The organism is Streptomyces sp. NPDC104309 (genome assembly GCF_055584025.1).
Map to the genome: position 1 here is coordinate 360,201 of NZ_JBVJMV010000002.1, position 21,993 is coordinate 382,193.

General features: G+C 73.1%; 14 protein-coding genes. 12 read left to right on the forward strand and 2 right to left on the reverse strand.

Annotation, left to right across the window (positions count from 1 at the left end; all coding sequences use genetic code 11):
- The 9 genes from ACZ68L_RS03435 (at position 1) to ACZ68L_RS03475 (ending at position 14,656) form a co-directional block, all read left to right on the forward strand.
- Entirely contained in the window at positions 1-2,208 is a 2,208-nt protein-coding gene (locus ACZ68L_RS03435) for a TOMM precursor leader peptide-binding protein (RefSeq protein WP_469573811.1), read from the forward strand.
- A complete protein-coding gene (locus ACZ68L_RS03440; protein ID WP_469573813.1) occupies positions 2,198-4,168 on the forward strand; it encodes a TOMM precursor leader peptide-binding protein in 1,971 nt (656 codons plus the stop codon). The genes ACZ68L_RS03435 and ACZ68L_RS03440 overlap by 11 nt, the downstream gene beginning before the upstream one ends.
- A gap of 14 nt (positions 4,169-4,182) precedes the next feature.
- On the forward strand, positions 4,183-5,757 hold the full coding sequence (locus tag ACZ68L_RS03445; protein ID WP_469573815.1) for a nitroreductase family protein: 1,575 nt from the start codon (positions 4,183-4,185) through the stop codon (positions 5,755-5,757).
- A 70-nt stretch (positions 5,758-5,827) separates the two neighbouring features.
- Positions 5,828-8,545, forward strand: a complete 2,718-nt coding sequence (locus ACZ68L_RS03450; protein WP_469573816.1) for a lantibiotic dehydratase — start codon at positions 5,828-5,830, stop codon at positions 8,543-8,545.
- Positions 8,542-9,600, forward strand: coding sequence for a lantibiotic dehydratase C-terminal domain-containing protein (locus ACZ68L_RS03455; RefSeq protein ID WP_469573818.1), 1,059 nt, complete (start codon positions 8,542-8,544; stop codon positions 9,598-9,600). Before ACZ68L_RS03450 ends, ACZ68L_RS03455 begins: the two co-directional genes overlap by 4 nt.
- Entirely contained in the window at positions 9,597-10,823 is a 1,227-nt protein-coding gene (locus ACZ68L_RS03460) for a M50 family metallopeptidase (protein WP_469573820.1), read from the forward strand. Before ACZ68L_RS03455 ends, ACZ68L_RS03460 begins: the two co-directional genes overlap by 4 nt.
- A gap of 71 nt (positions 10,824-10,894) precedes the next feature.
- The gene (locus ACZ68L_RS03465; RefSeq protein WP_469573821.1) at positions 10,895-11,866 is read left to right on the forward strand and encodes an ABC transporter ATP-binding protein; all 972 of its coding nucleotides are present in this window, start codon (positions 10,895-10,897) and stop codon (positions 11,864-11,866) included.
- A 64-nt stretch (positions 11,867-11,930) separates the two neighbouring features.
- Positions 11,931-12,686: an ABC transporter permease gene (locus ACZ68L_RS03470; RefSeq protein ID WP_469573823.1), complete on the forward strand. Its 756-nt coding sequence runs from the start codon at positions 11,931-11,933 to the stop codon at positions 12,684-12,686.
- A complete protein-coding gene (locus ACZ68L_RS03475) occupies positions 12,683-14,656 on the forward strand; it encodes a TOMM precursor leader peptide-binding protein (RefSeq protein WP_469573825.1) in 1,974 nt (657 codons plus the stop codon). The genes ACZ68L_RS03470 and ACZ68L_RS03475 overlap by 4 nt, the downstream gene beginning before the upstream one ends.
- Positions 14,657-14,829: 173 nt before the next feature.
- On the opposite strand, the gene ACZ68L_RS03480 is transcribed toward ACZ68L_RS03475, so the two are convergent.
- Positions 14,830-15,006, reverse strand: coding sequence for a thiazolylpeptide-type bacteriocin (locus tag ACZ68L_RS03480; RefSeq protein WP_073790073.1), 177 nt, complete (start codon positions 15,004-15,006; stop codon positions 14,830-14,832).
- A gap of 215 nt (positions 15,007-15,221) precedes the next feature.
- On the opposite strand from ACZ68L_RS03480, the gene ACZ68L_RS03485 reads away from it, so the two are divergent.
- On the forward strand, positions 15,222-16,523 hold the full coding sequence (locus tag ACZ68L_RS03485) for an amidohydrolase (protein WP_469573827.1): 1,302 nt from the start codon (positions 15,222-15,224) through the stop codon (positions 16,521-16,523).
- On the forward strand, positions 16,520-16,795 hold the full coding sequence (locus ACZ68L_RS03490) for a hypothetical protein (RefSeq protein ID WP_469573828.1): 276 nt from the start codon (positions 16,520-16,522) through the stop codon (positions 16,793-16,795). The genes ACZ68L_RS03485 and ACZ68L_RS03490 overlap by 4 nt, the downstream gene beginning before the upstream one ends.
- A gap of 92 nt (positions 16,796-16,887) precedes the next feature.
- Here the strand turns inward: ACZ68L_RS03490 and ACZ68L_RS03495 are convergent, their stop codons facing one another.
- Positions 16,888-17,886, reverse strand: a complete 999-nt coding sequence (locus ACZ68L_RS03495; RefSeq protein ID WP_469574012.1) for a LuxR C-terminal-related transcriptional regulator — start codon at positions 17,884-17,886, stop codon at positions 16,888-16,890.
- A 553-nt stretch (positions 17,887-18,439) separates the two neighbouring features.
- Between ACZ68L_RS03495 and mfd the strand changes: the two genes are divergently transcribed.
- Positions 18,440-21,970, forward strand: coding sequence for a transcription-repair coupling factor (mfd, locus tag ACZ68L_RS03500; protein ID WP_469573830.1), 3,531 nt, complete (start codon positions 18,440-18,442; stop codon positions 21,968-21,970).
- Positions 21,971-21,993: the final 23 nt, after the last annotated feature.

Consider the following 21,993-nt stretch of genomic DNA (forward strand, 5'->3'; position numbering starts at 1 on the left):
ATGGCCGAGAGTGCCGAGAGTGCCGAAACCGCAGTGACCGGGACGTTCGACGCGCTCGGCGCGACCCGGCCGCGCATCCGCCGGGACGTGCTGTTCACCGAGACCCCCGGCGGGGTGCTCTTCCACAACGCCGACGGCGGGTTCCACCTGGCCGGACGCACCGCCTACCGCTTCGCCTCCCTCGTCGTCCCGCACCTGGCCGGTCACCACCGGCTCGCCGACGTCTGCGCGGGCTTCGGGCCGGGACAGCGGGCGATGGCGGCGGAGCTGGTCAGGACGCTGTACGAGCGGGGGTTCGCCCGCGACGTGCCCGAGTCCGGCACCGAGTCCGGCACCGGGGCCGGGCCGGTACCGGACGAGGTGGCGGAGCGGTTCGCGGCCCAGATCGCCTATGTCGACCACTACGTGGACGGTGCGCCGGAGCGCTTCGCCCGCTTCCGCGCCACCCGCGTCGCGGTGCTCGGTGACGACGAGATCGCCCGCTGGTGCGCGCTGAGCCTGCTGCGGAACGGGTGTGTGCGGATCGGTACGACCACGGAGTTCGGCGAGGTGACGGCCGAGGCGGCCCGGGGCGCCGCACGGGCGGACCGGATCGCCGCCGGTCCGGGGGCCGACTGGGCGGCCCTCGACGGCTACGACGTCGTCGTGGTGACCGGGGCCGGGGCCGGGGCACGCACCCACCGGCTGCTCGCCGCCGGGGTGCCCGAGGGCCGGACCCTGATCCCCGCCTGGCTGTTCGGCGAGCGGCTCGTCGTCGGCCCGCTCTCCACCGCGACCGCGACCGGCTGCTGGTCCTGCGCCCTGCTGCGGCTGGGCGGCAATGTGTCGGCCGGGGAGGCCGCCGCGCTCTGGGGCGAGGCCGCCGGTGCCACCCCGGTGTCCCGGGACGCACTGTCCGGCCCGGTCGCCGCGATGGTGGGCAACCTCCTCGGCTACGAGATCTTCCGCCTCACCACCGGTGCGCTGTCCGCCGAGACCGCGGGTCAGGTCCTCGTCCAGGACCTGGCCTCGCTGGACGTGATGTCCGAGCCGGTCCGGCCGCACCCCCGCTGCGGTCGCTGCGCCGCCCTGGACGCGCGCGAACCGGCGCCCGCGCTGCCGGACGGCCTGGCCCTGCCCGTCACCCCGACCGTGGAGACCGCCCGCGACGCGGAGGCCATGGTCGAGGAGCTGAACCGGATCAGCGGGGCGCTGGTGCGCCCGCACACCGGGGTCTTCACCCGCTACGACGACGAGGGGCTGACCCAGACCCCGCTGAAGCTCAGCCGGGTCGAGGTGGCGCTCGGCACCGGGGCGCGGCGCAGGATCGCCGCCTTCGACGTGCACCACCTGGCGGGCGCGCGGATGCGGGCGCTGTACGCGGCGGCGACGGCGTACGTGGAGCACGTGGTGCCCCTGGACCGGTCCGCGGCGGTGCCGGCCGACCGGATCCTGGGCCCCGACGCGCTGACCACCGGCGGCGGGACCGGCACCCTGCCGGACGCCTGGACCGTCGCGACCTCGCTGATCGGCAAGGAACCGGTCCGGGTACCGGCCGCGGCCGTACGCACCTTCGGGGCGCACAACCGGGACCGGCTCCATCTCGCGACGGCCGCGGGTGCGGGCGCGGGTGCGGACGCGCGGGAGGCCGCGGGGGTCGGCCTGTTGTCGGCGCTGGCGCACGACGCACTGCTGCGGGCGGTCCGGGGCACGGCGGTGGTGAGCCCGGTCGCCGCCGACGGCGACGACCCGGAACTGGTGTTCCTGCTGAAGTCCGCGGCCAATCTGGATCTCGCCGTGGAGCTGCTGGACCTGGGGGAGGAGGAGCGCACCTCGGCCCAGGTGGTGCTGGCCCGGGAGCCCGACGGGGAGCGGACGCCGGGGCGTTGGGCGGTCGGCGCGGGGCTGTCGCGCCGGGCGGCGGCCTGCGCCGCGCTGCGGGATCTGCTCGGGCAGGCGCAGCTGGCCGCCGAGGACCCGGACGCGGAGGCCGACCTCGGCGACCCGCTGGTGAGGGACCTCGCCGCCGGGAGCATCACGGTCACCGGCGCCCCCGTCACGGCGGCCGGGCCCACGGCCACGTTCACCGGAGTGCTCGACCGGCTCCGGCTCGCCGGACGCGACGCCCTGTACGTGCCCACCACCCCGGCCGATCTCGTCACCGGTGGCATCAGTACCGCCCGGGTGCTGCTCACGGTGGACGGCGGGGGCGGACCCGATGCCCGTTGAGACCCCCGTCCGAGGACAGCGTCCCTGGGCGGCGGAGTCCGCGCGCACGCTCGCGGCGCTCCTGCACGACGCGCTGGCCCTGACCCACCACGGCACCCCGCCGCCGCTGGACGTGGCGCCGCTCGGCGTGCGCGACGCCTTCGCGGACGGGGCGGCGGTCACCGGAACCCCGGTGGCGGAGGCCGCCGTGCCCGTCCGGTTCTACGGTCCGCACGTCGTCGTCGGCCCCTTCGCGCCGCCCGGACGCACCGGCCGGCGGATCTGCGCCCACTGCCTCGAACGACGCTGGCAGGCGGTCCGCTCCGTCGCGCTGCGCGAGGCGCTGGAGCTCGGCTCGGGCACCCGGGCCGCCGGGGAGTCCCCGTACCTCACACCGTTCGCCGCGCACGCGCTCGCCGGGGTCGTCGCCGCCCGGCTCGGCGGCACCGGACCGGAGACCGGCGCCCTGCCCGCCGTGCACCTGGTGGACCTGCGGACGCTGACGGTCCGCCACTACCCGCTCGTCCCCGACCCCGAGTGCCCGCGCTGCGGGGTGCGGGAGCCGGACACGGCCGGGGCCGCCACGCTCACCCTGCGCCCGGCGCCCAAGCACCGGCCCGGCAGCTTCCGGGTCCGGGACATCGAGGACTACGCCCTGCCCGTCGAGCCGTACGCCAACCCGGTGTGCGGTTCGCTCGGCCCGTCCGTCGTCCAGGACGTCTCCTCCACCTCCACCTCCGCCACCATCGGCTGCTTCTCCATGCGCTCGGGGGAGTATCTGCGCGAGACCTTCTGGGGCGGCCACGCCGACACCTTCGCCGAGAGCATGCGGATCGGTGTGCTCGAAGGACTGGAGCGGTACGCGGGCATGCGCTCCCGGTCCAGGACGGTGCGGACCCGGGACTCGCTGAACGCCCTGCGCGCCCGCGGCGAGCACGCGCTCGACCCGCGGGTGTGCGGGCTGTACTCCGACGCCTTCCACCGGGCCAATCCGCGCGTCACCCCGTTCACCCCGGACCGCGCGATCCCCTGGGTCCAGGGCTGGTCCCTGCGCGACCGGCGCACGGTCCTGGTGCCCGAGGTCCTCACGTACTACCACGCGCCCGGCCTGGAGAACCGCTTCGTCCAGGAGAGCTCCAACGGCTGCGCCTCGGGAGGCTGCCTCGAAGAGGCCGTCTACTTCGGGCTGATGGAGGTCGTCGAGCGCGACGCGTTCCTGCTCGCCTGGTACGGGAAGGCGTCCCTGCCGGAGATCGATCCGCGCACCAGCCGCCGCCCGGCCACCCGTCAGATGGCCGACCGGCTGGAGATGTACGGCTACGAGGCCCGCTTCTTCGACACCCGGATCTCCTTCCCCCTCCCGGTCGTCACGGGGGTCGCCGTGCGCAGGGACGGCGGCCTCGGCCTGATGTGCTTCGGCGCGGGCGCCGGACTGGACCCGGAGGCGGCCCTGGCCGGGGCGCTCTGCGAGATCGCCACCGACGCGGTGAACCTGCGCCGGCGCACCGAGCGTGACCAGGAGCGGCTGCGCGCCATGGCGGACGACTTCCACCGGGTCGAGGCGCTGCACGACCACCCCCTGCTCTACGGCATCCCGGAGATGGGCCGCCACGCGCACTTCCTGATCGGCGAACCGGGAGCGCCGCGCCCGCCCCTGCGCTCCTTCGACCAGCTGTACGGGGACGGCTCGGCGCTGCCCGTCTCCGACGATCTGCGCACCGACCTGACCCGGTGCGTGGACGCCGTCACCGCCGCCGGATTCGACGTGATCGTCGTCGACCAGACCATGCCGGAACAGCGTGAGCTGGGCCTGAGGACGGTCGGCGTGATCGTGCCCGGACTGCTGCCGATCGACTTCGGCTGGACCCGGCAGCGCGCCCTCGGCATGGACCGGCTGCGCACCGCCCTGCGCGAGGCCGGGCTGCGCGGGAGCGACCTCACCGACGCCGACCTCAACCCCGCCCCGCACCCCTTCCCGTGACCGAGGAGCCCGCCATGGGGTACGCCCATGAATACGCCGCCGCGATCCTTCAGCGCGGCCGGGTCCCGATGGACCCCGCCGATTTCGTGCCGAACTGGTCGGACGGCCCGCGCAAGACCAAGTTCTACCCCGGCGTCGACAGCCTTCCGCTGCCCGACTGCGACTACCCGGCCGACGCCGCGCTCGACCGCGGACTCGCCCAGGAGGCTTACGGGGACGGGGAGTTCGACCTCGCGCTGCTCGCCGGGATGCTCCGTGACTCCTACGGGCTGACCGGCCGCCGCCTGGGCATCCAGACCAACACCGACCTCGGTGCCCTGCCGCACTACCCGCTCGCCAACTGGTCGCGGGGCTCGGCGTCCGGCGGCGGGCTCTACCCGGTCAGCGTCTACTGGGTGTCCGGGCCGAGCGGTCCCGTACCGCCGGGGGTGCACTACTACTCCACCCGGCACCACGCGATGCAGCGGCTGCTGACCGGGGACGTCTCCGGCGAGGTGCGGGCGGCGCTCGGGGACGGGGCGCCGGGGCCGGACACCGATCAGTATCTGGTCCTCGGGATCAAGTACTGGCAGAACGCCTTCAAGTACAACAACTTCTCCTTCCACGCCGTGTCCATGGACCTCGGCGCGTGTGTACAGACCTGGCGGATGTGGGCCGGTGCGCGGGGACTGTCCGTACAGCCCGCGCTCTGGTTCGACGAGGAACGGCTCGGCCGGCTGCTCGGTGTCGACACGGCGGCGGAGGGCGTCTTCGCCGTCGTACCGCTCAACTGGGCCGGGGCCGCCGCCCGCACACCCTCCGTCGCCCCGGTCTCCGTGCCCCACCGGGACCGGGAGCGTTCACGCACCGTCCTCGCCTTCGACGCGCTCCGGCGGATGCAGGCCGTCACCGCCGCCCGCGCCACCGACCGCCCCGACCCGTCGGCGCTCGCCCCCGCGGCGGCGCACCCCGCCGATCCGGCCCGCCCGGAGGTGGCGCTGCCGCCGGCCCCGCCGCTCGGCACGGACGTACGCACCGCCCTGCGCACCCGCCGCAGCAGCTTCGGCCGCTTCGACGCCCAGCGCCCGATCGGCGCGGAGCAGTTGGCGGCCTGTCTGGCGGCCTCCGTGGCCGGCTCGCGGATCGGCGGGGACACCGGAGGGCAGCGGCTGGCGAAGCTCTACGCGTTCGTCGGCCATGTCGAGGGGATCGCGCCCGGCGCGTACGAGTACGACCCCGACGCGCACGTCCTGCGGCTGGTGAAGGCGGGCAGGCCGGGGGAGTTCCTGCAGAAGAACTACTTCCTGTCGAACTACAACCTGGAGCAGGCCGGCGCGGTCCTGGTGCCCACCGTCCGCACCGAAGCCGTCCTCGACGCCGTCGGGGACCGCGGATACCGCCTGGTCAACGCCACCGTCGGGGCGATCGCGCAGACCGCCTACACCGCCGCGTCCGCCGTGGGCATCGGCTGCGGGGTGGCGCTCGGCTTCGACAACATCTCGTACATCGAGGAACTCTCCCTCGCCGGGACGGGAGAGGCGCCGTTGCTGATCATGATGATCGGCAACGAGCGGCCCGCCCCGGCCGACTTCCGGTACGAGATCGCCTGAGCGGCTGTCACAGCCGCTGAGCGTGACCACCTTGGACGAGCACCGGAACGAGAAGGGGAGACCACCCGCCATGACGCCGGACCACCCATCCACCGCCACCGTCACCCGCCCCCGCTTCATGCTGCGGGTCGCCGGGCTGCCGGTCGAGAGCGTCCGGGCGCTGCGCTGCCCGCGCAGCCGCCGCTGGGCCGACGAGGTCCTGCACGCCACCGAGCGATCGCGCGCCGACGGCGAGCGGCTCGGCGACCTGCTTCACGGTCTCATCGGCGGCAGCGAGGACGAGGCGCTGCGCCGCACGCTGCTGCGACTGCGCCGCGACGTCTTCAACAACCGGCTGCCGGGGCCCGGGGCCGCCGACCACGCGCTGGCGCTGGTGCGGGGACTCGACGCGGCGACCGGCACCGCGCTGGCGGCCTGGCTGACCGGCCGGCGCCGGCTGGACGAGCAGCGGGCGGCGGGCCGCGCCCTGCTCGCCGACGAGACCGGGCGCGCCCGCGAGGCACTGCGCCGGCTGGCGGGGGAGGAACGGCTGCGCAAGGGGCTGCCGCTGGCCTCCCCGGCGCTGGACGCACAGCTCGACGCGTACACGAGGAGCGCAGCCGGGGCGACGCCGGACAAGAAGCGGCGCAAGATCGAGCGCTCGCTGCTCTCGTACCTCTACCGGACGGCCTGCAAGACCAGTCCGTTCTCCACGTTCACCGGGGTCGCCCTCGGGACCTTCGGCGAGCCCGCCGAGGACCGGGGGCTCGCGGTCCGGGTCGACGAGGAATGGGCCGGGCTGCTGCGGCTCAATGTCGTCGCCGTCGGCAGGCTCGCCCAGGCCGTGATCGCGGACCCGGTCCGCCGCGCCGATCTGCCGGTCGCCCCGGCCTCCGGCTGGGGCCGCGACGACGACCGGGTCCGCTATGTGCGGCGCTGGATCACCCAGGGCGACGAGGACACCGCCGTCACCTTCGACACGGTCAAGGACCGGCTGTTCTTCCTCCGCCGCAGCGGCACCCTGGAGCGCCTCCTGGGCCTGTTCGAGGAGCGCGGCACCCTTCGTTACGGGGAGCTGGCCGACTGGCTGGCCGAGGACCAGGACGCCGGGGAGGCCGAGTGCGCCCACTACCTCCAGGCACTCCTCGACCTCGGCATGGTGCAGGTCCCCTGCCTGCGGACCGAGGTCCATGACACCGATCCGCTGCGCGCCTTCCAGACCTCGCTGCGCGGACTGGACCGCCCCTGGGCCGACCGGCTCGCCGCCCGGCTCGACGCCCCCGCGTCCCGCGTCGAACGGTTCGCGGACGCGGGCCCGGCCGAACGACGCGCCCTGATGGCCGAGTTGCGCACCGAACTGAGCGACATCCAGGTGGCGGAGCTCGGTGTGGACCGGGCGAGAATCCCGCAGACCCTGCTGTACGAGGACGTGGCGGCCGGCCGGCGCACCGAACTCTCCGCAGCCGCCTGGGAGGGGCTGGCGGCCGGACCGCTCGGCGCCGTGGAGCGGGTGCTGCCCGCCTTCGACCTGACCCTGCCGCAGCGCGTCACGTTCAAGGGGTTCTTCCTCGCCCGGTACGGGCAGGGCGGACGCTGCGACGATCTGCTGAAGCTGGTCCACGACTTCCACGAGGACTTCTTCGACCAGTACATGTCGTTCACCGCGAAGCGCACCGCGTTCGACGCGGACGGGAACTACGTACCCGAGGAGAACTGGCTCTCCCTGCCGCAGCTCAAGGCACTCGACACGGCCCGGCAGGCCTTCGTGGAGCGGATGCGCGCCCTGTGGTCGGCCTGGGAGAAGACCGGTGACGGCAGCGGCGAGATCCATGTCGACGCGGACGTCCTCGACGAGGTGGCCGGCGAACTGTCGTCCCTGGATGCGGAGTTCACCCCGCTCGCGCACCATGTGCAGATCGTCGACCGGCCCGCCGACCCGCTGGTGGTCCTCAACCGCTCGTACGGGGGCGTCTCCTTCCCGTTCAGCAGGTTCACGCACCTCTTCGACGGCCTCGACGAACAACTGCTCGCCGCCACCGCCGGTCTCGTGCCCGAGGGCGCCGTCCTCGCCGAGGTCACCGGCGGGCCCGTCACCAGCAATCTCAATCTGCACGGCAGGCTCACCGAGTACGAGATCGTCTGCCCCGGCGAGCGCGGCACCCTGCCCGCCGCCCACCGCATCCACCTGGACGACCTGTACCTCGTCCATGACCGGGCCGCGGACCGGCTCGTCCTGCGCTCCATCCGGCTGGGCAAGGAGGTGGTGCCCGTCTACCTCGGCTACCTCGTCCCGCTGGCGCTGCCCGAACTGCCCCGCACCCTGCTTCTCCTCTCGCCCACCTCCATGTCCCCGCTCAATGTGTGGGGCGGCGTCCCGGAGGGCGCTCCGGACGGCGGGGTCACCCGCAGGCCGAGGGTCCGGCACGGCAGTGTGGTGCTCAGCCGGCGCAGCTGGAGCGCGCCCGCGGCCGTGCTGCCGCTGCGTGGGCCGGGGGCCGGGGAGGACGCCTGGTTCCTGGGCTGGCACGCGTTCCGCCGCGCCCATGGCCTGCCGGACCGGGTCTTCGCCACCGTCGCCGACAGCGGCGCGCGCGGGGCGACCGGCGCGAAGCCGAGCTACGTCGACTTCGACAGCCCGCTCTCCCTGTCCGCGTTCGAGGCACTGATCAGGAACGACGGGGCCAGGGTCGTGTTCCGGGAGATGCTGCCCGACGAGGACGGGCTGCACACCTTCTCCGGCCGGGGCCGCCATGTCGCCGAGCTCGCGGTGGAGACCGTCACCCCCGTCCGAAGGAGGGACCACTCATGAGTCCAGCCCCGCCCACCCCGGCCGTCACGGAGACCCGCCGGGCCGGAGCCTGGCAGGCCACCCACATCTTCTACGCCGCCAACCCCCGGCCGATGCTCACCCACTGCATCCGCCCGCTGGTGGCGGAACTGGAGGCGGACGGCCTGCTCGCCGGCTACTTCTTCATCAACTACTGGCTGGAGGGTCCTCACGTGAGGCTGCGGATCCGGCCCGCGGCCCCGGACGCCGAGGCCGAGGTGCGACGCCGTACCGAGGCGGCCCTCGACGCGTTCCTGGCGGAACGGCCCGCGCTGTACGAGGTGGACTCCGGGTTCCTCAACGACTTCTACAACACCCTGTTCGACATCGAGTTCCCCGGCGCCGAACGCGGCCACTACATGGACGACCAGGGCCGGATGAACCTGCGCCCCAACAACTCGCGCAGCGAGGAGCGTTACGAACCCGAGTACGGCAAATACGGCGGCCCGGCCGGGATCGAGCTCGCCGAATGGCACTTCAGGCACTCCAGCGACCTGGTCATCGACGCTTTCCGGACGAAGAACCTCCATCTGCGGACCGTGCTGCTCGGCACCTCCGCCCAGCTGATGATGGTGATGTCCGCGGCCTTCCTGCCGGACCGGCGGGAACTCGCCGACTACCTCGACAGCTACTACGAGTTCTGGCACCGCGCCTTCCCCGGCACGGGGTTCATCGGCAGCGACGAGTACGACCGCAACTACGCCTCGATGGCGGCCGGACTGGCCGCCCGCTTCGTCGCGATCCGGGCCGCCGTGGCGGGCGAGGAGGGCGCGGCGCGGCTGCCCGGATTCCTCGCCGGCTGGGCCGAGCACTGCGTCGAACTGCGCGACAGGGCCGTCGCGCTGACCCTCGACGGCGATCTGACGTTCCGCTCCTGGGACGGCGAGCGCGACGAACTGGTCACCGATCCGGCGGCCTCCCTGCCGCTGCTCCTCTCCCCGTACATGCATATGACCAACAACCGGCTGCATGTGACGATCAGGGACGAGGCGTACCTCTCGCACGTGCTCGGCCGGGCCCTGCGGGAGCCGGGATGAGCGCCGCCGCCGACGCCCTCGCCGAGTACCGGCCCGCGCTGCGGCCCCGGGTCCTGCTCAGCGACGCGCTGCTGCACGGCGCCGCGACGGTGCATCTGATCAAGGACACCGACAGCGGCAGCTCCTTCCGGGTCGGCCCCAAGGAGCACTTCCTCATCGCCAGGATGGACGGCGAGCGGAGCCTGCGGGAGATCGGCGAGGAGTACGCCCGCGAGTACGGGCGCCGACTGGACGGCGCCCGCTGGCAGCAGATCCTGCGGATGCTCGGTACCCGCGGACTGCTGGCCGGGGCCGACGCCCGTACACCCGCCGGACCCGAGGGATCCGTCGCGCCCGAGGGATCCGCCGCACCCGCGACCCGGCCCGCCGGGCTCGTCGAGCCCGCCGGATCTGCCGCGCCCGAGGGATCCGCCGTACCCGCCACCCGGCCCGCCGGGATCGTCGAGCCCGCGCGCGGGGTGCTGCGCGGCAGCGTCCGGCTGGTCGCCGACGCCGACGCGGCCACCGCCCGGCTGCACCGGGCGGTCGGCTTCCTGCTGGCTCCGGGGTGGCTGGTGCCCCTGCTCGTGCTGGTCGTGGCGATGGAGGTGGTGGTCGCCCTGCGCGTGGGCGAACTCCTGGTCAACATAAGGGGGTTGTTCACCAATCCCGTGCTGCTGACCGGCGCCGCCACGCTGCTCTGGTTCAGCACCGCCCTGCATGAACTCGCCCACGGGGTCGTCGCCCGGCACCACGGCGGCGCGGTGGCCGAAATCGGTCTGCGCTGGCGGCTGCCCGTGGTCATCATGTACTGCACGGTCGGCAACTACCTCTATCTGGGCACCCGTTGGCAACGCATCCACACCGCGCTGGCGGGCGCGGTGATGAACCTGCTGTTCCTGCTCCCGTTCTGCGCCCTGTGGATGTTCGCCCCGCTCGACACGGCCACGCACGACGCGCTCGGCGCCCTGCTGCTCCTCGGCAGCGCGCAGGCGCTCGCCATGCTGGTCCCGTTCCCGCCGCTCGACGGCTACCGGATCGTGAGCCAGTTGTGCGGGGCCACCGGACTCGCCGCGTCGACCGGCGCGTATCTGCGCCTGGCCGCCCGCCGCGACCCGGCGGCGGCCGGCTATCCACGCCGCGCCCGGACCGCCTACCTCGGCTACGGGCTGGGCTCGGTGCTCGTGCTCGTACTGATCCTCGCCGCCGTCGTGGCGGCCGCCCACCATCTGCTCACCGTGTGACCACCGACCGCATGCCGACCCGCCGCCCCGAAGGTACGAGCCGCCCCCCAGCGGCGGACAAGGAGAAGTCCATGACCCCCACCGCCCCGTCCACCTCCCCGGGCAACCAGGCCGGCCCGGACGACGGCCCCCGCCCGGCGGCCGTCGTCCTCGACGACGTGCACAAGCGGTACGGCGGCACGCGGGCCGTCGACGGGGTGTCCCTCACCGTGCCGCGCGGCGAGTTCTTCGGACTGCTCGGCCCCAACGGGGCGGGCAAGACCACCCTCGTGGAGATCATGGAGGGGCAGCGCAGGGCCGACTCCGGGACCGTGACCGTCCTCGGCACCAGCCCCTGGCCGCGCGACGCGGCCCTGCTGCCCCGGCTCGGCGTACAGACCCAGACCTCGGCGTTCTTCGTCCGCCTCACCGCCCGCGAACATCTGCGCACCATGGCCGCGCTCTACCGGGTGGACCGCGCGGCGGCCGAACGGGCGCTGGCCTCCGTCGGCCTCACCGAGCAGGGCGACACCCGGGTGGACGACCTCTCCGGCGGCCAGCGCCAGCGGCTCGCCATCGCCTCCGCGCTCGTCCACGAACCCGAACTGATCTTCCTGGACGAGCCGACCGCGGCCCTCGACCCGCAGGCGCGGCGCGACCTGTGGCAGGTGCTGCGCGAGCTCAAGGGCGCGGGCCGCACCATCATCTACACCACCCACCACCTCGACGAGGCCGAGGCGCTCTGCGATCGCGTCGCCATCATGGTCGACGGCTCCGTCGCCGCCCTCGACAGCCCCGCCCGCCTGATCGCCGCGGCCGGCCCCACCACCCGGCTGCTGGTTCCCGCGGGCCGCATGACCCCCGACCAGGCGCGGGCCATCGAAGGCGTCGACAGCGTCACCGAGGAGCCGGACGCACTCGTCCTGGAGACCCTCGAATCGGGCAGGGTCCTGGCCGCGATCGACGCCCTGGCCGGTCTCCAGGGCGTCCGGACCCGCACCGCGAGCCTCGAAGACGTGTATCTGACGCTCACCGGGAAACAGACCGGAGCCCCGCGGCCGTAACGGGCCCCACCGCCGACCCACCAGGCCCCACCACCCTCATGCCCAGCGATACGGAGACACCCCGATGAGCGCATACGCGGCGCTGAGCCAGGCCGGATACCGGGCCTACACGCGCGACAAGACCACCCTGTTCTTCACCTTCGCCTTCCCGCTCATCTTCCTGGTGGTCTTCGGACTGATCTTCCACGGGCAGACGGTCGAGGAGAGCGGCAAGCCGTACATCAACTACATCGCCCCCGGCGTGCTGTCCTGGGGCGTCGGCAACGCGGCCGTGTTCGGGGTCGGGTTCGTCCTCATGCAGTGGCGGCGCGACGACATCCTGCGCCTCATCCGGATGACCCCGACGCCGGTGTCCGCCGTCCTCGCCTCCCGCTACGTCCTGGCGCTGGGCATCGGTGCGGTGCAGGCCGTGCTCTTCGTCGCCGTCGCCCTGCTGCCCTCGTTCGGCCTCCGGCTGGACGGCCGCTGGCCGCTCGCCCTGCCGGTGCTGGTCATCGGCATCACCGCGTTCCTCGCGATGGGCGTCATCGTCGGCAGTTACGCGAAGACCCCCGAAGCCGTCGCCGCCGTCGCCAACTGCCTGATGATCCCCATGGCGTTCCTGTCCGGTTCGTTCTTCCCGCTCGACGCCATGCCGTCCTGGATGCAGAACCTCTCCCGCGTACTGCCGCTGCGCTACCTCAACGACGGGATCTCCGGAGCCCTGACCGGCGACGGAACCGCCTCGGACATCGGCGTGTCCTGCGCGGTGCTCGCCGGCTTCGCCCTCGTCCTCTGCGCGATCGCGCTCAGGACCTTCCGCTGGAGCGACAAGTCATGACGACGCCCACCGCCACCGGCGCCGCACCCGCGCGCGCCGAGAGCCCGCTGGAAACGGCCCGCGCCGCGCTCCAGGACGAGCTGACCACCCGGTACGCGCGGCTGCCCGCCCCGTCGGCGCTGCCGGCCCCCCTCGTCGTCCCGCTGGGCGCGGCCGACACCCTCGGCTTCGGCCGCCCCGACCCGTACACGGACGCCCGCCCCGCCGCCGGTGTCCAGCTGACCTCACGGGCCGTGCTGATCGGACCCTGGGGCGGCGAGCCGGGCACCACGGCCTGTGGACAGTGCCTGGCCATGCGCTGGCAGCGGCTGCGCAGCCGCTCGGAGCGCGAGGCACTGGAACTCGGCGGCGCACCGCACGGCGCCGTCCACTGGCCGGTCCTCACCGACTACGCGGTCGACGCCGTCTGGGCCGTCTACCGCGCCGTCCTGGGCGGCGGCCACGACACCCCCGACGCGACCCCCGCCGACCGCGCGCTGCCCCGGGTCACCCGGATCGACCTGGTGACCCTCGCCACCGCGACGTTCCCGCTCCTGCCCGAACCCCTCTGCCCCTCCTGCGTCCAGGAGGTCCCGGACACCGCCGCCTCGGCGCGCATGGTCCTGCGTCCCGCCCCCAAACCGGACCCGGACGGCTACCGGCTGCGCTCCCTCGCCTCGTACCCCCTGCCGACCGCCGCGCTCGCCAACCCGGTGTGCGGCACCCTCGGCTCCGACATCTGGATCAATCCGACGTCCACCACCACGGCGCCGGTCGCGGGCACCCATTTCGTACGCGGCTACGCCGGCCTCAACGACGTCACCTGGAGCGGCCAGGCCAACCGTTACGACACCAGCCGCACGCTCGCCCACCTGGAGGGCCTGGAACGGTACGCGGGCACCACACGCAGACGCGGCACCTCTCCCGTGATCGGCTCCTACAACCGGCTGGCCGACCGGGCCCTCGACCCCGCCGCATGCGGTCTCTACGCCCCCGAGACCTACGCGAACGACCCCATGGTCTCCCCGTTCGACCCCGACCGGCCCATCCCCTGGGTGTGGGGGCACTCCCTGCGCGACGACCGCCCCGTCCTCGTGCCCGCCCGGCTCGCCCACTACAGCGCCGGGGTCGAGGCCGACAACTTCGTCTTCGAATGCTCCAACGGCTGTGCCACCGGCGGGAGTCTGGAGGAGGCGATCCTCTTCGGGCTCCTGGAGACAGTCGAGCGGGACGCCTTCCTCCTGGCCTGGTACGGCCGCGCCCCCCTCGCCGCGATCGACCTCGGGTCCTGCCGCTCCCCGGCCGTCCGCACGATGGCCGACCGGGCCGCGCTGCACGGCTACGACGTCCATGCCTTCGACACCCGGATGGACCTGGCCGTCCCCGTCGTCACGGCTCTCGCGGTGCGCCGGGACGGCGGGTACGGGACGCTGTCGTTCGCCGCCGCCGCCGGATTCGACCCGGAGAGCACCATCGAGTCGGCCCTGTCCGAAGTCCTCACCTACATTCCGCACCTGCCCTACCAGGTCGCCGAGCGTCACAGTGAACTCAGCGCCATGGCACAGGACTTCACCCGTGTGCGGCAGCTGAAGGACCACGCCCAGCTCTACGGGCTGCCCGCGATGGCCGAGCACGCGAAGGAATACCTGGACCCGGTCGCCGTGCGCCCGCCGGCCGACACCTTCGGCGACTGGGAGCCGCGGCGGCCCCGCACCGGAGACCTGCTGGACGATCTGAACCTGCTGCGCGACCAGATCGCCGCCGTCGGGCACGACGTCATCGCGGTCGACCAGACCACGCCCGAGCAGCGCCGGATGGGCCTGCACACCGTCGCCACCCTCGTGCCCGGCTTCCTGCCGCTGGACTTCGGCTGGACACGGCAGCGCGCCCTGCTGATGCCCAGGCTTCGGACGGCGCTGCGGGTGGCGGGACGGAGAGCCGACGACCTCCCGGAGTCCGCGGTCAAGCGCGTTCCGCACCCCTTCCCGTGACCGGTGCCGAGACGACCGGCGCATACGTGGCCGGCGGGGGCGTGACGGGTGCGGACGTGACGGGTGCGGGCGTGCCCGGCGCGTACGTGCCCGGTGCGGGCACGACGTCCGCAAGCCCCCTTCGCGTGCGCTCCGCGAAGAGGGCTTGTGGACGTGCGTGCTGTGCGACCGGGTCAGGCGCAGCAGGAGGTGGTGCTGGTGGTGCTGGAGCAGGTCGACGTCGAGGAGCAGGACGTCGAGCCGGCGAGCACGACCTCCGCGGCGTCCGAGTAGTCCGAGATCTCGAAGGTCTCCGACTCCAGCTCCAGGATCTCGTCGGCGAGGGTGGCGAGCTCGGTCTTCGGGGCCATGGTGTTCTCCCTTGGGTCGCGGGGACCGGCCGGCGGGTCCGGCGCTGTTCCCCTGAGCTGATGCCATTGCAGCGGGGGCCGCTGTCAGATCGGCCGCGCTTTCGCTGTCAGATCGCTGGCACCCCATGACAGCGGAACGCCGAATTCCTGAAGCCGGGGCGGCGCAGGCTCACGGACGAGGACCCAACCCGCCCAGCGGAACGAGGTGAGATGACATGAAGGAGAACCCCACCCCACCCGAACCCCCGCCCCCGAATCCGGCCCCGTCCTCGGCCTTACCGCCGCCCGTGCCGCCGGTCGTGCCGCGGGAGGTGCTGCGCTCCGCGATCGAGCTCTACCTCGACGTCCATGCCCATCCGGAGCTCTCCGGGACGGAGCAGGGCACCGCCGACCGGTTCGCCGCGCGGCTGGAGGCGAGCGGCTGCGCGGTCACCCGGAGGATCGGCGGCGGCCACGGACTCGTGGGCGTCCTGCGCAACGGGCCCGGACCGACCGTCATGCTCCGCACCGAACTGGACGCCCTCCCGGTCACCGAGCGCACCGGCCTCGCCTACGCCAGCACCGTGCCCGGAGTGATGCACGCCTGCGGACACGACCTCCATCTCGCGGCGGTCGCCGGAGCGGTGGCCGAACTCTCCCGGACGCGCCCCGAATGGAGCGGCACCGTCCTGGTGGTGGGCCAGCCCGCCGAGGAGACCCTGACCGGGGCGCGCGAGATGCTCGCGGACGGGCTGTACGAACGGTTCGGCACCCCGGACGTGGTCCTCGCCCAGCACACCTCGCCGGCCCCCGCCGGCACCCTCGCCCACGCCGCGGACTTCCGGACCCCGCTGACGGCGGCCAGCGCGGCGGTGGACGTCACCCTGTACGGGCGCGGCGGCCACGCCGGCACCCCGCACCTCACCATCGACCCGGTCCTCGCGGCGGCGGCCGTCGTCCTGCGGCTCCAGTCCGTCGTCTCGCGGGAGACCGCACCGGCCGAGCAGGCGGTGCTGAGCGTCGGCATGCTGCGGGCCGGGGAGCGCGGCAACGTGATCCCGGAGACAGCCGAACTCGCCCTGTGCTTACGTGCGTTGTCCGAGCCGGTGCTCGACCGGATGACGGCTGCCGCGCGCCGGATCACCGCCGCCGAATGTGCGGCCTCCGGCTGCCCGCAGGGGCCGGACTTCACCGTCACCGCGCGTTCGCCCGCGCTGCTGACGGACGCCGCCGCCACCGCGTCCGTACGCGGGGTGCACGAGGCGCTGTTCGGGCCGGGGAGGGTGGCGGACTGCGGCCCCCTCACGGCCACCGAGGACTTCTCGTGGTTCGGCGCCCCGGGGGTGGCGACGGTGTACTGGCTGCTCGGCGTGACCGGGGTACGGCAGTGGCGCGCCGCCCGGGACGGCGGACCGCGCGTACCGCCCAACCACGCGCCGGAGTTCGCCCCGGACGTCCGCACCGCCCTGCCTGCCGGGATCGCGGCGATGGCGTCGGCCGCCAGACAGGTGCTGGCCCCGGAAGGAGGCGCGCCATGACGCGTGCCGACAAGGGGGCCGTCCACGCCCCGGGCCATGTGGACCTGGTCACCGTCCGCCGGGACGCCGCCGCCCCGACCGGTGAGACCACCGTCGTACGTCTGCTGAGCCTGCTCCCCGCCCACTGGAGCTGCACGCCGAGGTCCGTGGGCCCGGACCGGATCGCCCTGCGCGTCGCCCTGCCCCCCGCCGTCGACCGGCAGACGGTTTGCCGCGCCCTCGCCAGTGCCCTCGCCGACCGGGCACTGGAGGGCTGGGCGGAGGAGCGGTGAGGGCACGGCGGCGGCGCGGTCGCGGGCGAGGGCACCTCACGTGGATCCGGACCCGCGCGCGGGTCCCGGGACCGGCCCGGGACCCGCACCTTTCAGATCCAGCCGCGCTCCCGTGCCAGCAGCGCCGCCTGGGCGCGGCTCGCCGCGCCGAGCTTCTGCATCAGATCGGCGACATGCCGCCGGTAGGTCCGCACCGAGACGCCGAGCTCCCGGGCGCCCGCCTCGTCCTTGCCCACGGTGCACATCGACACCAGCACCCGCCGCTCGGTCTCCGACAGGCCGTTGCCCGGCGCCCCGGTGTCCTCGCCCATCGCCTGCGAGAGGTCGTCGGCCTGGTCCCAGATCTTCTCGAAGAGGGCGATGATGTTGGAGACCAGGCCGCTGCGATGGGCGAGCAGCGCGCCGCGCGAGGTGTCGCGCGGATCCAGCGGGACGAGCGCGGCCCTGCGGTCGTACACCAGCAGTCGTTCCGCGGTGTGCGCCGTCACCCGGATCGCCGCCCCGTGATCGGCCAGCTCCCGCAGATAGGCGGCGGTCGCCGGATCGTGCAGCGCGGCCCGTGCGACGACATTCCGGATCCGCACGCCGCGCCGCAGACATCGCAGGTCCAGCGGGCGCGAGCGGGCGATGTTCTCGGGCGACAGCCTCGTGTACGGCTCGACGGAGAGGATCTCGTCCCGGGCGAAGAAGGCGAGGTCGTCGATCCGGTTGCGGATCTGGGCGAGCCCCTCCAACTGCTCGATGCCCGGTGGAGGGGGTCTTCGTGCCCCCTGCTCCGCGCGTAGACCGTCGATGACATGGCGGGACCGGGTGACGCGCTGCAGCTCCTGGTGGAGCGCGTGCAGACGTAAGTCGATCAGCCGGGCCAGCGCGACCTCCGGATCCATCGGGAAGATGCGCAGGTCGGGGCCCTCGGGATGGAGCAGCCCGAGTTCCTGGAGCCGGTCGACGCACGAGCGTGCGGACTGCGGGTCGGTGCGCAGCAGAAGGTGCAGATCGTCGGTGGCGGTGCCGGGATTGCGCAGGAAGTGCCGGTAGACCTCTTCCTCGGCCTCCGAGACCCCGAATATGGACATCTCGTTCTCGCCCACGTGTGCCCCCGCTGCCTGGTCCATGCGTGGCCGCGCACTTCCGGGGATCGCCCGTGAGTGCCGGTCGATGGCTGCCGTACTCACTGCCCGTGCAACTGTTTGTGGAATCTTCGGCCAAAGCGTAGACGCTGGGATCATTTCTGTGAGGAGCCCGGACACAACTGTGTGGAATGCGGAGATGAACGGTTCGTGGCCCGCGACGAGCGGTGCCGGACGCGCGACGGACGGCACCAAGCGGAACGGGACCGGCGCCTGCCCGGTGCCGGATCGCCACGCCTGCCCGTTGTCCGATTCCCGCGCCTGCCCGGTGACGGATTGCCACGCCTCCTCGGTGCCGGATTCCCGCGTCTGCCCGGCCACGGCACCCCGTGTCGTCACCCGCCGGAATCAGGCCGCACACCCTCCGCCCCGGGACGACCGCGCACGCGGCTGTCACAGGGGAGTCGTAGGCTGGAAACACCCCGGCCCGTGAGACGTGTCGGGTCCTTCGCGTTGCCCCCTGGCAGCAGCCGGCTGTCAGACCTCGCCCTCGTTACCCGGACGGAAGCCCTTCATGAGCCTGCACGGTCTGCTGGATGTCGTCGTACGTGACCCGGCACTCTCCGAAGCGGTGAAGGCCGCCGGCGACGGCCACCGGATGCATGTCGACCTCGTCGGTCCGTCCGCCGCCCGGCCGTTCGCCGTGGCCGCGCTGGCCCGGGAGACCGGGCGCACGGTGCTCGCCGTCACCGCGACCGGCCGGGAGGCGGAGGACCTGGCGGCGGCCCTGCGCACCCTGCTGCCGCCGGACACGATCGCCGAGTTCCCGTCGTGGGAGACCCTGCCGCACGAGCGCCTCTCGCCCCGGTCCGACACCGTGGGCCGCCGCCTGGCCGTGCTGCGGCGCCTGGCGCACCCGAGGGAGGACGACCCGGAGACCGGTCCGGTCAAGGTCGTCGTCGCACCGGTCCGTTCCGTGCTCCAGCCGCAGGTCAAGGGGCTCGGCGACCTGGAGCCCGTGGCGCTGCGGATCGGGCAGAGCGCCGACCTCGGCAAGACGGTCGACGCACTCGCGGGAGCCGCGTACTCCCGGGTCGAACTGGTCGAGAAGCGCGGCGAATTCGCCGTGCGCGGCGGCATCCTGGACGTCTTCCCGCCGACCGAGGAGCACCCCCTTCGAGTGGAATTCTGGGGCGACGACGTCGAGGAGATCCGCTACTTCAAGATCGCCGACCAGCGGTCGCTGGAGATCGCCGAGCACGGGCTGTGGGCACCGCCCTGCCGTGAGCTGCTGCTGACCGACGAGGTCCGTGAGCGGGCCGCCGCCCTCGCCGAGGAACACCCGGAGCTGGGTGAACTGCTCGGCAAGATCGCCGAGGGGATCGCGGTGGAGGGCATGGAGTCCCTCGCCCCGGTCCTCGTCGACGCCATGGAGCTGCTGCTCGACGTACTGCCCAAGGGTTCGATGACGGTGGTCTGCGACCCGGAGCGGGTCCGCACCAGGGCGGCCGACCTCGTCGCCACCAGCCAGGAGTTCCTCCAGGCGTCCTGGGCCGCGACCGCGGGCGGAGGCCAGGCCCCGATCGACGTCGGCGCGGCCTCCCTGTGGGGCATCGCGGACATCCGGGACCGGGCCCGCGAGCTGGGGATGATGTGGTGGTCGGTCTCCCCGTTCGCCGCGGACGACGAACTCGGCGAGGACACCCTCAAGCTCGCGATGCACGCCCCGGAGTCGTACCGCGGCGACACCGCCCGCGCGTTCGCCGACACCAAGGGCCGGCTCGCCGACGGCTGGCGCACGGTGTACGTCACCGAGGGCCAGGGGCTCGCCTCCCGCACCGTCGAGGTGCTCGGCGGCGAGGGCATCGCGGCCCGCCTGGACGCCGACCTGGCGGAGATCTCCCCGTCCCTGGTCCACGTCTCCTGCGGCGCCATCGACCAGGGCTTCGTCGACCCGGAGCTCAAGCTCGCCGTGCTGACCGAGACGGACCTCACGGGGCAGCGCACCGCCACCAAGGACCTGGGCCGGATGCCGGCCCGCCGGCGCAAGACGATCGACCCGCTGACGCTGGAGACCGGCGACTACATCGTCCACGAGCAGCACGGTGTGGGCCGCTACATCGAAATGGTGCAGCGCACGGTGCAGGGTGCCACCCGCGAGTACCTCCTCGTCGAGTACGCCCCCGCCAAGCGGGGCCAGCCCGGCGACCGCCTCTACATTCCGACCGACCAGCTGGAACAGGTCACCAAGTACGTCGGTGGCGAGGCGCCCACCCTGCACCGGCTCGGCGGCGCCGACTGGACGAAGACGAAGGCGCGCGCCAAGAAGGCGGTCAAGGAGATCGCCGCCGACCTGATCAAGCTGTACTCGGCCCGGATGGCGGCGCCCGGCCATGTCTTCGGCCCCGACACCCCCTGGCAGCGCGAGCTGGAGGACGCCTTCCCGTACGCGGAGACGCCCGACCAGCTCTCCACCATCGCCGAGGTCAAGGAGGACATGGAGAAGTCGGTCCCGATGGACCGGCTGATCTGCGGCGACGTCGGCTACGGCAAGACGGAGATCGCGGTACGGGCGGCCTTCAAGGCGGTCCAGGACGGCAAGCAGGTCGCCGTCCTCGTCCCCACGACCCTCCTGGTCCAGCAGCACCACGGCACGTTCACCGAGCGCTACTCCCAATTCCCGGTCAACGTACGGGCGCTCAGCCGCTTCCAGTCGGAGTCCGAGTCCAAGTCGACCCTGGAGGGGCTCCGCGAGGGCTCCGTCGACCTGGTCATCGGCACCCACCGCCTCTTCTCCGCCGAGACGAAGTTCAAGGACCTGGGCCTGGTCATCGTCGACGAGGAGCAGCGCTTCGGCGTCGAGCACAAGGAACAGCTGAAGAAGCTCCGCGCCAACGTGGACGTCCTCACCATGTCCGCGACGCCGATCCCCCGTACGCTCGAAATGGCCGTGACGGGCATCCGCGAGATGTCGACGATCACCACGCCCCCCGAGGAGCGCCACCCGGTTCTCACCTTCGTCGGCCCGTACGAGGAGAAGCAGATCGGCGCGGCCATCCGCCGTGAACTGCTGCGCGAGGGCCAGGCGTTCTACATCCACAACCGCGTCGAGTCGATCGACCGGGCCGCCGCGCGGCTGCGCGAGATCATCCCCGAGGCGAGGATCGCGACCGCCCACGGCCAGATGTCCGAACAGGCCCTGGAACAGGTGGTGGTGGACTTCTGGGAGAAGAAGTTCGATGTCCTGGTCTCCACCACGATCGTCGAGTCCGGCATCGACATCTCCAACGCCAACACTCTGATCGTGGAACGCGGCGACAACTTCGGCCTCTCCCAGCTCCACCAGTTGCGCGGCCGGGTGGGCCGTGGCCGCGAGCGCGGTTACGCGTACTTCCTCTACCCCCCGGAGAAGCCGCTCACCGAGACGGCCCACGAGCGCCTGGCCACGATCGCCCAGCACACCGAGATGGGCGCGGGCATGTACGTGGCGATGAAGGACCTCGAAATCCGCGGCGCCGGAAACCTCCTGGGCGGCGAACAGTCCGGCCACATCGCGGGCGTCGGCTTCGACCTGTACGTCCGCATGGTCGGCGAGGCGGTGGCCGACTACCGGGCCTCCCTCGAAGGCGGCGTGGAGGAGGAGCCGCCGCTGGAGGTCAAGATCGAGCTCCCGGTCGACGCGCACGTCCCGCACGACTACGCCCCGGGCGAGCGGCTGCGCCTCCAGGCGTACCGCGCCATCGCCTCCGCCAACACGGAGGACGACATCAGGGCGGTCCGCGAGGAACTCACCGACCGCTACGGCAAGCTCCCCGAGCCGGTCGAGAACCTCCTCCTGGTCGCGGGCCTGCGCATGCTGGCCCGCGCCTGCGGCGTCGGCGAGATCGTGCTCCAGGGCTCGAACATCCGGTTCGCCCCGGTCGAGCTGCGCGAATCGCAGGAGCTGCGTCTGAAGCGCCTCTACCCGAAGACGGTCATCAAGCCGGCCGTCCACCAGATCCTGGTACCCCGCCCCACCACCGGCAGGATCGGCGGCAAGCCGGTCGTGGGCCGCGAACTGCTGGCGTGGACGGGGGAGTTCCTCACGACGATCCTGGGGTCGTAGCCCCGGGACGTCTGCTGCCTCGG

Bases quoted from the DNA above. Each gene is read 5' to 3' on its own strand.
- ACZ68L_RS03470 (WP_469573823.1), top strand. From the start codon at position 11,931: ATGAGCGCATACGCGGCGCTGAGCCAGGCCGGATACCGGGCCTACACG.
- ACZ68L_RS03480 (WP_073790073.1), bottom strand. From the start codon at position 15,006: ATGGCCCCGAAGACCGAGCTCGCCACCCTCGCCGACGAGATCCTGGAG.
- ACZ68L_RS03460 (WP_469573820.1), top strand. From the start codon at position 9,597: ATGAGCGCCGCCGCCGACGCCCTCGCCGAGTACCGGCCCGCGCTGCGG.
- ACZ68L_RS03450 (WP_469573816.1), top strand. From the start codon at position 5,828: ATGACGCCGGACCACCCATCCACCGCCACCGTCACCCGCCCCCGCTTC.
- ACZ68L_RS03465 (WP_469573821.1), top strand. From the start codon at position 10,895: ATGACCCCCACCGCCCCGTCCACCTCCCCGGGCAACCAGGCCGGCCCG.
- ACZ68L_RS03490 (WP_469573828.1), top strand. From the start codon at position 16,520: ATGACGCGTGCCGACAAGGGGGCCGTCCACGCCCCGGGCCATGTGGAC.
- ACZ68L_RS03485 (WP_469573827.1), top strand. From the start codon at position 15,222: ATGAAGGAGAACCCCACCCCACCCGAACCCCCGCCCCCGAATCCGGCC.
- ACZ68L_RS03445 (WP_469573815.1), top strand. From the start codon at position 4,183: ATGGGGTACGCCCATGAATACGCCGCCGCGATCCTTCAGCGCGGCCGG.
- mfd (WP_469573830.1), top strand. From the start codon at position 18,440: ATGAGCCTGCACGGTCTGCTGGATGTCGTCGTACGTGACCCGGCACTC.
- ACZ68L_RS03455 (WP_469573818.1), top strand. From the start codon at position 8,542: ATGAGTCCAGCCCCGCCCACCCCGGCCGTCACGGAGACCCGCCGGGCC.
- ACZ68L_RS03440 (WP_469573813.1), top strand. From the start codon at position 2,198: ATGCCCGTTGAGACCCCCGTCCGAGGACAGCGTCCCTGGGCGGCGGAG.
- ACZ68L_RS03435 (WP_469573811.1), top strand. From the start codon at position 1: ATGGCCGAGAGTGCCGAGAGTGCCGAAACCGCAGTGACCGGGACGTTC.
- ACZ68L_RS03475 (WP_469573825.1), top strand. From the start codon at position 12,683: ATGACGACGCCCACCGCCACCGGCGCCGCACCCGCGCGCGCCGAGAGC.